Annotated in this window: 14 protein-coding genes, 5 tRNA genes and 1 other RNA gene; 6 read left to right on the top strand and 14 right to left on the bottom strand. The window is 34.7% G+C overall.

Annotated elements, in window-relative coordinates; all coding sequences use genetic code 11:
* Positions 1-2 precede the first annotated feature (2 nt).
* Positions 3-1,451: a TrkH family potassium uptake protein gene (locus tag BXY64_RS19495; protein WP_120241632.1), complete on the top strand. Its 1,449-nt coding sequence runs from the start codon at positions 3-5 to the stop codon at positions 1,449-1,451.
* Positions 1,452-2,065: 614 nt separating this feature from the next.
* Entirely contained in the window at positions 2,066-2,341 is a 276-nt protein-coding gene (locus BXY64_RS19485; RefSeq protein WP_120241631.1) for a hypothetical protein, read from the top strand.
* Positions 2,342-2,408: 67 nt separating this feature from the next.
* Here BXY64_RS19485 and BXY64_RS19480 read toward each other — a convergent pair whose 3' ends face one another.
* The 8 genes from BXY64_RS19480 to ffs form a co-directional block, all read right to left on the bottom strand.
* Positions 2,409-3,020 (bottom strand): L-threonylcarbamoyladenylate synthase, encoded by a 612-nt coding sequence (locus BXY64_RS19480; protein WP_120241630.1) that lies wholly within the window; start codon positions 3,018-3,020, stop codon positions 2,409-2,411.
* A gap of 165 nt (positions 3,021-3,185) precedes the next feature.
* Complete coding sequence (gene fsa / locus BXY64_RS19475) at positions 3,186-3,842, bottom strand: fructose-6-phosphate aldolase (RefSeq protein ID WP_120241629.1); 657 nt, start codon at positions 3,840-3,842, stop codon at positions 3,186-3,188.
* A 157-nt stretch (positions 3,843-3,999) separates the two neighbouring features.
* Positions 4,000-4,073: transfer RNA gene (locus tag BXY64_RS19470), tRNA-Thr, on the bottom strand.
* A gap of 68 nt (positions 4,074-4,141) precedes the next feature.
* A tRNA-Thr gene (locus tag BXY64_RS19465) sits at positions 4,142-4,215 on the bottom strand.
* A 10-nt stretch (positions 4,216-4,225) separates the two neighbouring features.
* A tRNA-Thr gene (locus BXY64_RS19460) sits at positions 4,226-4,297 on the bottom strand.
* A 38-nt stretch (positions 4,298-4,335) separates the two neighbouring features.
* Positions 4,336-4,409, bottom strand: a tRNA-Thr gene (locus BXY64_RS19455).
* A gap of 69 nt (positions 4,410-4,478) precedes the next feature.
* Positions 4,479-4,552: transfer RNA gene (locus tag BXY64_RS19450), tRNA-Thr, on the bottom strand.
* A 28-nt stretch (positions 4,553-4,580) separates the two neighbouring features.
* Positions 4,581-4,679, bottom strand: an RNA gene (gene ffs / locus BXY64_RS19445) — signal recognition particle sRNA small type.
* Positions 4,680-4,931: 252 nt separating this feature from the next.
* Between ffs and BXY64_RS19440 the strand changes: the two genes are divergently transcribed.
* From BXY64_RS19440 to BXY64_RS19425, 4 genes are all read left to right on the top strand, one after another.
* Positions 4,932-5,489 carry a DUF4199 domain-containing protein gene (locus BXY64_RS19440; protein ID WP_120241628.1) on the top strand — a complete coding sequence of 186 codons (558 nt, stop codon included), beginning with the start codon at positions 4,932-4,934 and terminating at the stop codon, positions 5,487-5,489.
* A gap of 9 nt (positions 5,490-5,498) precedes the next feature.
* Positions 5,499-6,446, top strand: a complete 948-nt coding sequence (locus tag BXY64_RS19435) for a glycosyltransferase family 2 protein (protein ID WP_120241627.1) — start codon at positions 5,499-5,501, stop codon at positions 6,444-6,446.
* Between the two features lie 75 nt (positions 6,447-6,521).
* Positions 6,522-7,298 (top strand): class I SAM-dependent methyltransferase, encoded by a 777-nt coding sequence (locus BXY64_RS19430; protein WP_245996711.1) that lies wholly within the window; start codon positions 6,522-6,524, stop codon positions 7,296-7,298.
* Between the two features lies 1 nt (position 7,299).
* Positions 7,300-8,307 carry a glycosyltransferase gene (locus BXY64_RS19425; protein WP_211334555.1) on the top strand — a complete coding sequence of 336 codons (1,008 nt, stop codon included), beginning with the start codon at positions 7,300-7,302 and terminating at the stop codon, positions 8,305-8,307.
* 243 nt (positions 8,308-8,550) lie between these two features.
* Here the strand turns inward: BXY64_RS19425 and miaA are convergent, their stop codons facing one another.
* The 6 genes from miaA to BXY64_RS19395 form a co-directional block, all read right to left on the bottom strand.
* On the bottom strand, positions 8,551-9,450 hold the full coding sequence (gene miaA, locus BXY64_RS19420) for a tRNA (adenosine(37)-N6)-dimethylallyltransferase MiaA (protein ID WP_120241626.1): 900 nt from the start codon (positions 9,448-9,450) through the stop codon (positions 8,551-8,553).
* A gap of 113 nt (positions 9,451-9,563) precedes the next feature.
* Positions 9,564-10,139 (bottom strand): IS1096 element passenger TnpR family protein, encoded by a 576-nt coding sequence (locus tag BXY64_RS19415; RefSeq protein WP_120241625.1) that lies wholly within the window; start codon positions 10,137-10,139, stop codon positions 9,564-9,566.
* Between the two features lie 13 nt (positions 10,140-10,152).
* Positions 10,153-11,217 (bottom strand): acyl-CoA reductase, encoded by a 1,065-nt coding sequence (locus BXY64_RS19410; RefSeq protein ID WP_120241624.1) that lies wholly within the window; start codon positions 11,215-11,217, stop codon positions 10,153-10,155.
* Between the two features lie 108 nt (positions 11,218-11,325).
* The gene (locus BXY64_RS21760; RefSeq protein ID WP_120241623.1) at positions 11,326-11,631 is read right to left on the bottom strand and encodes a DUF2752 domain-containing protein; all 306 of its coding nucleotides are present in this window, start codon (positions 11,629-11,631) and stop codon (positions 11,326-11,328) included.
* Positions 11,632-11,650: 19 nt separating this feature from the next.
* Positions 11,651-12,328, bottom strand: coding sequence for a hypothetical protein (locus BXY64_RS19400; RefSeq protein ID WP_120241622.1), 678 nt, complete (start codon positions 12,326-12,328; stop codon positions 11,651-11,653).
* Between the two features lie 104 nt (positions 12,329-12,432).
* On the bottom strand, positions 12,433-14,985 hold the full coding sequence (locus BXY64_RS19395; RefSeq protein WP_120241621.1) for a bifunctional aconitate hydratase 2/2-methylisocitrate dehydratase: 2,553 nt from the start codon (positions 14,983-14,985) through the stop codon (positions 12,433-12,435).
* Between the last annotated feature and the right edge of the window lie 121 nt (positions 14,986-15,106).

Raw genomic sequence — 15,106 nt, 5'->3', positions numbered from 1 at the left:
CTGTGATTAAATTTAAAATTATCTTAAATATACTGGGGAAACTTTTGGTTGGCGAAAGTTTCTTTCTTTTCATTTCATTATTGGTTTCATTAATCTATCAGGGAAATGACACTACTGCCTTTTTGAAAGCAGGATTAGTAACCTTTGCTGTAGGAACATTTAGTTATTTATTGTCAAAAGGTGTACAAAAAGATTTAGGTAAGAGAGAAGGATATATCATTGTAAGTTTAGTTTGGGTTGTTTTTTCCATGTTTGGATGTTTACCCTATTTATTTAGTGGAGCAATTCCTTCGGTAACAGATGCTTTTTTTGAAACCATGTCTGGTTTTACTACTACAGGCTCATCCATATTAAATAATATTGAGGAGTTGCCTCATGGTATTCTGTTTTGGAGGTCGCTAACTCAATGGATGGGAGGAATGGGAATTATTGTTATGTTCCTTGCCATTCTACCGACTCTAGGGATTGGAGGACGTGAGCTATTTGTAGCGGAAGTGCCTGGGCCTGCACCCGATAAACTTACTCCAAGAATTAAAGAAACAGCCAGAAACCTTTGGGGATTGTATATGCTTTTTACTGCAATTGAAACCATTCTATTGTATGCTGGCGGAATGAGTTTTTTTGATGCCATAAATCACTCATTAACCACAATGGCTACAGGAGGATATTCTACCAAACAGGCGAGTGTAGGTTTTTATACATCACCATATATCCAATATACAATTATCTTTTTCATGTTTGTGGCGGGTACCAATTTTACCTTATCATATGGAATGATAACAGGGCGGTTTACAAAGGTTTTTAAAGATGAAGAATTTAGATTTTACGCTTTGGTTGTATTGTTTTTTGCCTTTATAATTACTCTTGGTTTAATTGCAGCAGGAAGTGTAACAGGTGAACAAGCATTCAGAGATGCATTGTTTACTGTAGTTTCTATCATTACAACAACAGGATATGCTACGGCAGATTATCTGCTTTGGTCACCATTTTTGGGCATGCTAATTTTTGTTTTATTCTTTGTTGGCGGATCAGCTGGTTCAACAGGTGGGGGAGTTAAGGTGGTTCGTATTTTATTGCTATTTAAAAATAGTTTTTACGAATTAAAGAGGTTGGTTCATCCCAATGCTGTAATTCCTATACGATACAATTCTAAAGTTGTTGATCAAAGGACTGTTACCAATATTTTAGCCTTCTTTGTTTTCTATATTTTGATATTTATGATGTCGGCAGTTTTAATGTCTTTTTGGACTCCCGATATTTATTCTGCATTTAGTGCTGTAGCTACAACTTTAGGTAATATTGGACCTGGTTTTGGAGAAATTGGTCCAATGGAAAACTTTCACAACTTACCTGATTTGGCAAAATGGTTCCTTGCATTCCTGATGATGTTGGGAAGATTAGAGCTGTTTACTGTGTTGGTACTATTTTCTCCTGCATTTTGGAAGCATTAAATCTAAGATCTAAAACTTTTCTTCGATATTCGAATATTTCATTCAAGTTAGATTCTATAAATAAATTATTGGTAATTGCTCCAAAAAATCCAAGAGGAGGTTGCAGGATATAATATTTTATTATAATAACTTCAGTAACTAGCTGTTCAGTAATATGTTGGAGGTGCCAAGTGGAATAGGGCCCAATACGTTGTTCATCTATGTCACGTACTTGAGTTATTTCTGTTACCCAAGTGGTTTTTAATGCCTAAAATAGGACTTACTTTGTAGCTAATAATCATACCTGGATATATTTTTTCATTGATTAAATCGGAAGTTATATCGAAACCCATATATTTTTGGGTGATTTCTTTTAGGTTGATTGGTCAGGAAATATATGTCCCAAACATCTTCAATACTAGCATATAGAATTTGCTCTTTATAAAATTGATAAAATGACCTGTGATTGTTAGGTATTATAGAATGCTGTAAATCAATTGATGTTTTTCTTTTGTCATTAAAAAGTAAATATTAATCACGAAAATACAACATTTTAAAAATTATTTCGTAAATAATGTCATTATATTTACAAAATAGAATCTTCTATACATTTTAAACAATCTTTAATTCAACTCATGGAGAACATAGAAAAGTATAATCATCTTATTGAAAAAGAAATTGAGAAGTATAAAAAAGAGTCAAATAAAGTATTGACCAAATTTGAAAAAAGTTTTAGTAAGGGGAAAATGGTAGTAACTCATCATTTTGAAAATGTAGCAACCGAATTGATCCGTTTGGTTAAAACGGATTTTGAAAATGCTGGATATTATCCTGAATTTATTGGAAATAGACCAGGAGGACATATCGTTTTGAGAGTAAGCTTACTAAAATCTTCAGGAAAAGTAGCATAATTTCATAGGTTTGTATAAAAAATGCCGGCAAGATTATTCTTGTCGGCATTTTGTATTTTATATCAAATTAAAAAATAAGCTCCCCAATCCCAGGCCTGATGATTTCAAACTCTCCGTTCGTACAATCTATAATTGTTGAAGCAGTATTGTTTCCATACCCTCCATCGATTATCAGGTCTACGTCTTTTTTATATTTTTCATCGATTAGTTCAGGATCTGTAGTGTATTCGATTACTTCATCTGGATCGTGAATGGAGGTAGTCATGATAGGGTTCCCTAATTCTTCTACAATTCTCAGTGGAATGTAATGATCAGGAACTCTAATTCCTACCGTCTTCTTTTTGCTTTTAAATAATTTTGGGACATTGTTACTAGCAGGAAGAATAAATGTAAATGCTCCCGGTAAGTTTTTCTTCATTATTTTAAATGAAGAATTATCAACCTTCGCGTACTCCGATAAATTACTAAGGTTATTACAGATAAGAGAAAAGTTTCCTTTCTCGGGAGTAGTTCCTTTTAATTTGGCTATTCGCTGTATTGCTTTGTTGTTAGTGATATCACATCCAATAGCATATACAGTGTCTGTGGGATAAATAATTATTCCACCATCTTTAAGTACATCAACTATTTTCCGAAATTCCCTGTGATTGGGATTGTCCGGATACAATTTTAAAAGCATCTTGTAGTGGTTAAGGGTTATTTCGGGATTTAAAGATATAAGTTTCTATTTATTCACAATCCTCTGCTAGCTTATTTATTTTCAGTCCAAAGCATATAATTGCAATATGTATAAAAGAAGAAAGGAGTGCTAACGCACTCCCTTGATTATTTCATTTGAACAATATTAGCTGTTTAATTTATTGTAGTCAGCTAAGAATTGTTCTAAGCCTTTATCAGTTAAAGGGTGCTTTAAAAGACCTGTAATTGCATTTAACGGACATGTTGCCACATCAGCTCCAGCTTCAACACACTGTATAATATGCATCGTATGGCGAATGGAAGCTGCTAAAACTTGCGTTTCAAAACCATAGTAATTATTCATATCAGCAATTTGACGAATTAATTCAATACCATCGGTTGAGATATCATCAAGTCTTCCAACGAAAGGAGAAACATAAGTTGCACCAGCTTTTGCAGCTAGTAATGCTTGTCCTACCGAGAAAATTAAAGTACAATTTGTGCGAATTCCTTTTGAGCTTAGGTATTTTACAGCTTTTATACCATCCTTAGTGCAAGGAACTTTAACAACTATTTGAGGATGTAATGCTGCTAATTCTTCTCCTTCAGAAATCATTCCATCAAATTCAGTTGCTATAACCTCTGCACTAACATCTCCATCAACTATATCGCAAATATCAACATAGTGTTGTTTGATGTTTTTTTCTCCTTTTATTCCTTCTTTAGCCATAAGAGAAGGGTTGGTAGTTACGCCGTCAAGAACTCCTAAATTTTGTGCTTCTTTAATCTGATCAAGATTAGCTGTGTCAATAAAAAACTTCATTTTACGATTTTTAGTTTGTTTTTAAGTCGAAAACGAAAATACACTAAATTCTTATGAAGAACAAAGTCATACTAGGTTTAAACAAATAATAAAATAAGAGGTGAAATAATTTCGTATCGATTTGATTCGAAAATAAAGTTGGTAAGATAAAAAATAGAGCCGATGGAGGGACTCGAACCCACGACCTGCTGATTACAAATCAGCTGCTCTAGCCAGCTGAGCTACATCGGCAATTGCATATTGCAAAAATATTTTGAAGAACGAAAGAAAGCGGTTAAACTTTCTTTTTGTTTTAATAGAGCCGATGGAGGGACTCGAACCCACGACCTGCTGATTACAAATCAGCTGCTCTAGCCAGCTGAGCTACATCGGCGAATTTATTGAGCCATTGACGAGATTTGAACTCGTGACCTCTTCCTTACCAAGGAAGCGCTCTACCCCTGAGCTACAACGGCAAAGTAACAATTAAAACTTAGGATTAACCAAGTATAGGAGCCGGTGGAGGGACTCGAACCCACGACCTGCTGATTACAAATCAGCTGCTCTAGCCAGCTGAGCTACATCGGCAATTGCTACTTGCAAAAATATTTTAAAGAACGAAAGAAAGTCGTTAAACTTTCTTTTTAGTTTTTGATGAGCCGGTGGAGGGACTCGAACCCACGACCTGCTGATTACAAATCAGCTGCTCTAGCCAGCTGAGCTACATCGGCATTTTTAAAACCTAAAAGGCATAAAAAAAGTGGGTAAGCAAAAACGTCGCACCGCTACAACCACTTACCCTTGCTGCCTTCCGACCCTGGGGGGATTCAGTAGGAGCTGGTCGCGTAGTGCTTACCCGACGACAAAAGTAGAAAAAAGTTGTTTCCCCGCAAATAAAATATGGAACTTCTTCTTACAAATTTTTCATGGAATGCAGCAAGGGTTTTATTTTCAGAGAAATAATTTCTCAAAAAAATGTCAATAAATTTTCAATTTTCTACTCTTGCTGTAAAAACGGCTGTTTCGGAATGTAATAATTAAACTTTTTTAAGCGATACATTACCGTAAAAACGGATATCTTTGTGTTCGAAAAATCACAAAAGAATTAAAATGTACTACAAAACTTTATTTAAGCACTCATTTTTATTTGGGTCTTTAGTGGGAGCCGTATTAATATTGGCATCATTAACGTTTTATTGGAAAGGTGTTTCTATTAATTACAATCCTACGCTTTTGTTTATAAACAGAGGCCTGATTATTCTTGGTATCTATTTTGGAGTAAGAAAATATCGTGATGAGGTACTATTTGGTGTTATTTCGTATGGCCGCGCTTTTATTGCTGGTACTTTAATGATTGCTGTAGCTTCATTCTTTTATGCCATGTATATATATATCCTAACAAGCTATTTTGATGGCGGAATATTACAGGAAGCTGTTGACTTTACCGAGAAGGGGCTTGTGGAGATTGGTTATGATGATGATCAGGTAGAATTGTTAATGTCAATTTACAGGAAAATTACACCTGGTATTTTTGCGTTCAGTCAGTGGTTAGGAAAAGTTATGGCTGGAGTTTTCTTTTCATTAATAGTGGCATTCTTCTTTAGACAAAAGAGAAATTTGTTTAATAACAGTCCTATTGATAAATTTAACGATTCAAAAAATCAATAAATACAAGGTATGGATATTTCAGTAGTAGTTCCTTTGTTTAACGAGGACGAATCGATTCCCGAATTGGTGGCATGGATTGATAGAGTAATGACTCAAAGTAATTTCAGCCATGAGGTTATTATGGTCGATGATGGAAGTAATGATAGCTCGTGGGAGGTAATTGAGAAGTTACAGAAGAAATATTCGGCAGTACGTGGAATCAAATTTCGTAGAAATTACGGAAAATCGGCAGCACTTTTTAGCGGATTTGAACTAGCACAAGGTGATGTTGTAATTACCATGGATGCAGATTTGCAAGATTCTCCTGATGAAATTCCGGAATTGTATCGCATGATAAAGGAAGAAGATTTTGATTTGGTGTCGGGATGGAAACAAAAAAGATACGATCCAATTTCAAAAACCATTCCTAGTAAGTTTTTCAATAGAACAGCTCGTGCCATGTCGGGTATTAAATTACACGATTTTAATTGTGGACTAAAAGCCTACAAGAACAAAGTAATTAAGAGTATAGAGGTGTATGGAGAGATGCATAGATATATTCCGATACTTGCAAAACAGGCTGGTTTTGTTAGAATTACAGAGAAGATTGTACAGCATCAGGAACGAAAATATGGAATTACCAAATTCGGGTTAAATCGTTTCATCAATGGATTTCTTGATCTGCTATCAATCACATTCATTAGCAAGTTTGGTAAAAAACCAATGCATTTTTTTGGTTTGTTGGGTACACTCATGTTTTTTGTTGGATTCTTTGCGTCAGCTTGGATTGGATTCCAAAAAATCTACAGTATCAGTCAAGGGATTAAAGCTCCGCTAGTGACAGATAGCCCTTATTTTTACATTGCATTGGCTACCATGATTATTGGTACTCAACTGTTTTTAACGGGCTTTGTTGCCGAATTGGTTAGCCGTAGTTCGTCGGAAAGAAATACATACCAAATCGAAAAAGAAATATAAAAGCAATTATAAGTTTTGAATAATAAATTAATTCTCATTCAAATCTTTTGAGCCATAAATTATAGCGAACAATCCATGATAAAAGGAGTTATAAGATTACTACTACAAATATTTCCTCGTCCGTTTTTAATTCGGCTCAGTTTATTAATTAATAGAATTATTGCTGTTTTTTTAATTGGAAATAAAGTTGAATGTCCGGTTTGTGGAGGTAAGTTTAGGAAGTTTTTACCATACGGATATACCAAAGAAACAGGAAGAGACAATTGTTTGTGTCCAAAATGTTTATCCTTGGAACGACACCGATTAATGTGGTTGTATCTTAAAAATGAAACTGATTTTTTTAGTAAGAACTTAAGGGTTTTGCACATTGCGCCAGAGCAGTGTTTCTATAAAAGATTTAAAGAACTATCGAATCTAAACTATACAACAGGCGATTTGGAATCTCCAATTGCCGATGTTCATTTCGATGTGCAAGAAATTCCATTTGATGAGAACACTTTTGATGTAGTGATTTGTAACCATGTCCTAGAACATGTAGATAGCGACTCAAAAGCCATGAGTGAGTTGTTTAGAATTCTAAAACCAAATGGATTTGCGATTCTTCAAGTGCCAATGGACACTGAGAATCCTAAAACAGAAGAGGATTCTTCGGTTACCGATCCAAAGGAGAGGGAAAGATTGTATCGCCAAAAGGACCATGTTCGTTTGTATGGTTTAGATTATATAAATCGATTACAAAAAGCCGGATTTGCAGTTAGTGAAAGCAAATATTCTAAAAAATTTCCTTCCGATGTAGCCGAGAGGCATCGATTACCTATTGATGAAATTTTCTACTTCAATCAAAAATTATAGAATGAATTCTGATATTCAATTTTCAATTATAGTTCCGGTATACAATCGACCGGATGAAATGAAAGAATTACTTGATAGTTTGGTTGTTCAAACTTATAAAGAATTTGAATTGGTTGTGGTTGAAGACGGTTCTTCCATAAAATCGGAAGAGCTTTGTAAATCATATTCTGATCAAATTAATATCTCATACTATTACAAAGAGAACCAAGGTCCTAGCATTGGGAGAAATTATGGTTTGGCCAAAGCAAAAGGGAACTACTTCTTGTTTTTTGATTCTGACTGTATTCTGCCTGCTCATTATATGGAAACCATCCATAAAGAATTAACTGAAAATTTTGTTGATTGTTATGGCGGACCTGATGGAGCTATGGATGATTTTTCTGATTTTCAGAAAGCGGTTTCGTATGCCATGACTTCCTTTTTTACTACTGGTGGAATTAGGGGAGGAAAGAAGCAGGTGCATAAATTTCACCCTAGAAGTTTTAACCTGGGATTTTCGAAAGCAGTTTACGAAAATACAGGAGGATTCCCTGTTACTACAATGCATCCAGGTGAAGATATGGTGTTTGCCATTGAAGTAATTAAACGTGGTTTCGAAACTCGATTGGTAAGCGATGTTTATGTGTTTCACAAAAGAAGAATCTCTTTTAAGAAATTTTACAAGCAGGTTTTTGGATTTGGAAAAACTCGCTACATCATTTCAAAACATTATCCTGAAACCTTTAAGATTTTCTTTTTGTTTCCATCTCTTTTTGTTTTGGGAACAATAGGCTCATTGCTTTTAGGTTTAATCTTGCATCAGGTTTTTGCCTTTCCGATACTCTTGTATACATTTCTTGTTTTTGCTGATGCTTTAACCAAAAACAAATCCATAAAAATTAGCATAAAAGCATTGGCGGCAAGCTATGTGCAGATTTTTGCTTACGGAATTGGATTTATGGATGCAGTTTGGAAGCACAAGGTGCTAGGCAAGGATGAATTTGGTGTATTTGGGAAAGGGTTTTATTAGGAGTTTTATTTCGCTATTTAAGTCTTTTATCTATGCATTAAGGTTCCGGATTGATATTTTTAGGTTGGGAACTTAAAAGTTCGGATGTTTATTGATGTATTTAGGTTTGGAACCTAAATACTTTTATAAGTAACCGATGCATATCTAGCTGAGACCTTAATGCATAGATAAATAAGCTTAAAATATCATTCTACAAGCACAAAAGGTCAATAAAAGAACTCTTCATTTATTTTGAAATCGACTTTAAACTTGTTGTTCTAAGTATTTGATAATATCTTCTTCCTGATCAGGATGGAACCACCTGATTTCATCATCTCTTCTAAACCATGAAAGTTGACGTTTGGCATATCTTCTGGAGTTGCGTTTGATTAGCTCAATGGCTTTGTCTAGATTTATTTTTCCTTCGAAGTGTTCAAACAACTCTTTGTATCCAACCGTATTTAGCGAGTTGTAATGGCGGAATTCAAAAACCGATTTTGCCTCTTCAATTAATCCTTCTTCAATCATGATATCTACTCTTCGATTAATTCTATCGTAAAGTTCTTCACGATCACGATTTAATCCAATTTTAACGATATCAAAGTCCCTTTGTTTTTTCGAATTGGTTCTCAATTCAGAATAAGGTTTGCCTGACATCAGACAAATTTCAACCGCGTGGATTACTCTTTTGGCATTCTTTAAATCAACTTGATTGTAAAAAACAGGATCGAGTTGTTTCAATTGCATTCGAATATACTCCAAGCCTTCTTTTTCGTATGTTTCGAAAACTTCTTTGCGTAAATCAGGATCAATTGTGGGAATATCATCAATACCATTGCATACAGCATCGATATACATCATGCTGCCTCCAACCAATAAAACCTGATCTTTTTCTTGAAAAAGATCTTCGAGCAAGGCCAATGTTTGTTTTTCGCACTCCCATGAGCTAAAATAATCGTGAATAGAATGAGTGTGAATAAAATGATGCTTTACAGCTGCTAGTTGCTCAGGTTCGGGAACTGCTGTGCCAATACGCATTTCGCGATATACTTGTCTGCTATCAGATGAAGATATTTCGGTGTTAAAATGCTTGGCAATATTGATGCTTAAATCAGTTTTACCTACTCCGGTTGGGCCAAGAATAACAATTAGCTTTTTTGACATAGTATAAAAAAATGAGAATTGGTGTATAGAGTATCAACCAACAAATAATGAGTAAAGTCTTTGTTATCAAACCGAAAGACATTACTCATTATTCATTAAAAATTAGTCATTGATTACAGGATATCTTCGTAATCATCAAGGTTTTCAAATTCAGGACCTTCATTGAAATTATCATCAAAGTCAGCAAGGTAATCGTCGGCTGTTTTAGGAGCTTCTTTTTTTGTGTCAGTATCCATGCTGCCTAAATCTAGACCGGCAAAATTTTCTGCATCCATCATTATTTGTTGTGGAGCTTCTCCTTTTGAAACAATGCACTTAGGGTAATCAGAAGTGGATTTTGAAATTCCTTTTTCAATTAATTCAACGTTAAAATGTCGGTCAGAGAAAAAGTCGAATACGTAAATTAAGTCAGGATTTTCTTTTGATGAGAACTCACGAATCATAGCAACATCCATTGCAACTACATTCATGTTATCATCATCTTCAGTATTCATTTCAAACAATGCAATTTCCAAACCTCTTTGTCCATCTGCACCTATTTGGTAAAACGAGGCCATCTGAGAACTATCGAATCCAACAGATTCTTGAATTGCATTGTGCATATCCAACCATGTTTGTTCATGTCCAATCTCTATCTCTCTCTCAAAATCTTCAACCTCGGTAGATGTTATTTTAAATCTGTATATCATTGTGTAAGTTCTCTTATAAATTTGTTAAAAATTGCATTGTATCTACATTATCAGCATAGTCCCATAATTGAGGCTCCTGAGCTTTTCCAAAAGGAATGGTATTATCTAAATCCGAAGCAACGACACATTGAATCAACTCAGAATCAAGCTTTAGTTTTCGTTCGATATCATGAAGTTCGGAATAATATTCAAAGTAAACAACACCTACAGGCGATGCAACTTCTTTATTCTCCTGGAGAAGCAAAAATCCATTGTCGTAATGTTGAATTTTGTTCATTAATAGTAGCGATCGCTGATAATCGTAGTTGTTAGCGTATTTGCTATTATCGATGATGTGTTTATAATCTTCCCAAAGTTTAAATAAATTAGTAATATCGTAACCCTTAGGGATATATAGCTTTGACACATTTCTACATCCTAAACCAAAATAAAGAAAGATATCGTTACCTAATGCTTTAATTTCTTCTTCAGTTTCGCTTCCAGATATTACCGCAATAGAGTTTCTGTTTCTTCTAATAATATTAGGATATTTTGAAAAATAAGCATCAAAGTATCTGGCCGAATTGTTACTTCCGGTTGCTATAATTGCATCGAAGCTGCTTTCACCGTTTAGTTGTCCAGATTGAAAATTGATAAGTTTTTCAAATTCTGGATTTAAACTGATTAATAGTTTCGAAATGAAATCAAGCAATTGATTGTCTTTGGTAGATAGTTTTCCAATGAAGATGTGACCAGAAATTAATACTGAAAGCATATCATGAAAACCAACCATTGGAATGTTTCCTGCCATAATTACTGCAACACTTTTATTGGTGTTATTTTTAGAAACCTTGTATTTTTCAAGCCATTGATTCAGGTTCTTTTTATTTAAAAATTGACAGATACCAATTATAGAAGATCGAACATGATTAGGAGTGAACCATAAGTTTTCGATTGAAACTCGGTTTAGTAATTCCTTAAATTCTTCAAAGTATCGAGTATTTAACTCGTGCTTTGCTATTTGCGTTTCTTCCTCTGAAAATTGCTTTAAGAACTTACCTAGTTCAACAAATGCGCTAATTCTTTCCTGAATCTTCATATTGATATTTGTAGCTTACAAGACCTTTGTTGGTCTATTTTTGAATCGATGCAAATATAAGAATTGTATGGAATTATTTAATATCCTTTAAGTGGGAATAGAAGGAGGTTAGCTCGAGAAAATCAGTTTAATAATGTAGTTGGAAAGTATGAGAATGATACTTAAAAAGAAAGAAGATCTTAATGTAATGGAAATTAGTTTTGAACTTATTTTTAGCTTAATAAAGAAGAGAAGGATTGTGACAAGAATAGGAATTAGTGCAGGGTAGATTAGAATAGATTCACAGATGTTACCTTTTAACAATTCTATTAAAGCAGATTGAAAACCACAGCCTGGACAAGAAATTCCCATGTGCTTTTTAAATGTACATGGGAATTGTAGCTTTTCTAGCCATTGAATGAATTTATACCACATTCAATAAATGATATAATTTTTAATGTGTATTATAATAATGAAATAGCTTTTTAAGATGCTTTTCTTTTTTCAATTTAAGTTTATTTTCTTTTATGAATTTAACGATTTCAGGTTTGTCGAATAAAGTTAAAATTTCATTCTTTTTAGATGGTAATAGTACCGCGGGTTTGCCAACCTCCTGATAATATAGTTTTGAATCTATTTTATACGAGTTGGGTTTATTTGTGTGATATCCGGTTGCAAGTCTTTCGTTTCCTTTGACGAAAATACATTTGTAATGTTTTAATAGTCTTAGTTTACCATATGCTAATTCTTGGAAATAATCCGCTTTAGTTTTTCCTGATAAGTTGTAACTTGTATATATAAATTTTTTATCAGAAACAATAATAGAGTCAATTTGGGCAAACTTATTTAAAACAACAGTGTCTTTTAAATTGTTGATCAGATGAAATTCTTTATTGTATACAAAATACCTTAGAGGAGCTAATGTTGAATGTGTAATAAGTTTAGAATATATGATTCCAGATTTCCAATCATCAAGATAAACTTCATAATTTGGATTTGAACCGTTTAGGATGTTAGCATCATATACCTCTCTAATTTTATCCTGAAGAAGCCTTGCATCTCTAGTCGAAACTTGCGCTAGTCCAATGCTTGATAGGCATAGGAAAAGCAAAATGATTTGAATTTTTTTCATTGTTTTGTGGTTTGGTTAGTAAGTAGTTATCGAAATTAGTAAAAATTTCATATAAAAAAAAGCCGATGTTAAATACATCGGCTTTAAATAGAATTAAGAATGGATTATTGATCTCTTCTTTGGTAAAGAGCATCCTCCATATCCATTTCATCGAACTGCATGTATTTATATACTTCAGCTTCGTGTTCCTGGATTTTCTCCTTATATACTTCCATATATTCAGCCGGAGTAGGTAATTTACCCATTACTGAAACTACAGCACCAAGTTCAGCAGATCCAAGGTAAACCTGAGCTCCTGTACCCATACGGTTGTTGAAGTTTCGAGTTGAAGTAGAATAAACATTTACGTTGTTTGGTACACGCAACTGGTTACCCATACATAGTGAACATCCTGGAGTTTCGATACGAACACCTAACTGAGAGAAAGTAGAGAAAGTAGCTTCTTCTTTCAATACAGCTGCGTCCATACGAGTTGGAGGAGCCATATATGTTCTCACCTTATCGGATGGTGTCAATCCTTGCCATACTTTTTCACAAGCACGGAAGTGACCAATGTTAGTCATACAAGAACCAATGAATACATCCTGAATTTCAGTATTGGCAACTTCAGAAAGTAATTTTACATCATCCGGATCGTTTGGACAACATAAGATTGGCTCAGTGATTTCAGAAAGATCGATTTCGATAGTAGCAGCGTATTCTGCATTTTCATCTCTCTCGATTAATTCTGGGTTTGCCAACCAGTTGTTACAAGCATCAATACGGTTTTGAATAGTTTGAGGATCTTCGTAACCCATCTTGATCATTGATTCCATCAAGGCTACGTTAGATTTTACGTACTCAATAACACGTTCTTTTGATAACTTGATGCAACCTGCAGCAGCAGAACGCTCAGCAGTAGCATCAGTTAACTCGAATGCTTGCTCAACAGTAATGTCTTCAAGACCTTCCATCTCAATAATCTTACCGTTGAAAATGTTGATTTTATTTTTCTTAGGAACAGTTAATTGTCCGTTCTGAATTGCAAAATATGGGATAGCATTTACCACATCACGTAAAGTGATACCTGGGTTTAGCTTACCTTTAAATTTGATTAATACTGACTCAGGCATATCCAATGGCATGAAACCTAATGCACCAGCAAAAGCAACCAAACCAGAACCAGCTGGGAATGAAATACCCAATGGGAAACGAGTGTGAGAGTCACCACCTGTACCAACAGTATCAGGAACCAATAAACGGTTCAACCATGAGTGAATTACACCATCACCTTGCTTCAATGGTACCCCTTTACGGTCTGCCATGAACTTAGGCATTGATTTGTGCATTGCCACGTCTGTTGCTTTAGGATAAGCAGCAGTGTGACAGAAAGACTGCATGAACATTGGTGCTTCGAACTTCAAACATGCCAACTCTTTAATTTCATCACGAGTCATAGGACCAGTAGTGTCCTGAGAACCTACAGTTGTCATTTTTGGAGCACATGAAGTACCAGGCAATACACCTTCTACACCACAAGCTTTTCCAACCATTTTCTGAGCCATAGTATAACCTTGGTTAGGCTTTGGCTGTGGATTGTTTGCTACTTTGAAAATATCAGAAGCAGGCATTCCCAATAAAGCACGTGACTTTTCAGTTAATGCTTTACCAATAATCAATGGAATACGACCACCTGCTCTGTACTCATCTGTTAAAGTATCAGGAGCTAAAGTATAAGTTGAAACAACTTCACCATTGCGAGTAATTTCACCTTTTACGTTATTGATGATGATTTCATCACCAGTATTTAATACAGAAACATCAGTTGTGATTGGTAATCCACCTGAATCCTGTGTAGTATTATAGAAAATTGGAGCGATAGCACCACCAATTACAACACCTGCAGTACGTTTGTTAGGAACGCATGGGATATCTTCACCAATGTGCCATAGCAATGAGTTAGCAGCAGATTTACGAGAAGAACCAGTTCCAACAACGTCACCTACGAAAGCAACTTTGTGACCTTCTTTTCTCCATCCAGCGATAGTTTCGATACCATCCTCGAAACGACCAGCTCCCATAGCCAATGCGTGCAATGGAATATCAGGACGAGTAAATGCTTGAGATGCAGGAGAAAAATCATCAGTGTTGATTTCACCTTCTACCTTGTAAACCTTCAATTTGATTTCTTCTGGTAATTCTTCACGAGAAGTAAACCATTCTGCATTTGCCCAAGATTCGATTACGCTTTTGGCAGCAGCATTGGTTTTAGATAGCTCAGCTACTGTTTCGAAAGCATCGTAAACAAGAATAATGCCTTTAAGTGCTTCAGCAGCATCCGTAGCTAATTCTTCGTTTTGCAATGCTTCTACCAATACCTGAACATTGTAGCCTCCCATCATTGTTCCAAGAATTTCAATCGCTTTTTTCTTGTCAATTAATGGAGTTGACACTTCGTTTTTAAGAATTTGACCTAAGAATTCAGCTTTAACTTTAGTTGAATCATCAACACCAGGTGCAATTCTTTCAGTAAAAAGGTGAAGTAAAAAATCTTCTTTTCCTTGAATAGGATTTTGCAATAGGTCGCATAAATCTTGAGTTTGCTCAGCATTCAAGGGTAAGGCTGGAATTCCTTTGGTATTCCTTGCCTCTTCATGTTTTAGGTACTGTTCTAACATTTTCTTTTTGAAATTGTTGTTTAAGTGTAATTTCAGTTTTTATAATAGCGAATTATTTCTCTATTTACAGAGCAAACATATGGTTTTTCTGATTACGTTGTTCGCAGAATTATGTGTTTTA

Source organism: Marinifilum flexuosum (genome assembly GCF_003610555.1).
Classification (GTDB): Bacteria; Bacteroidota; Bacteroidia; order Bacteroidales; family Marinifilaceae; genus Marinifilum; species Marinifilum flexuosum.
This window is presented reverse-complemented; position numbering and strand designations above follow the sequence as displayed.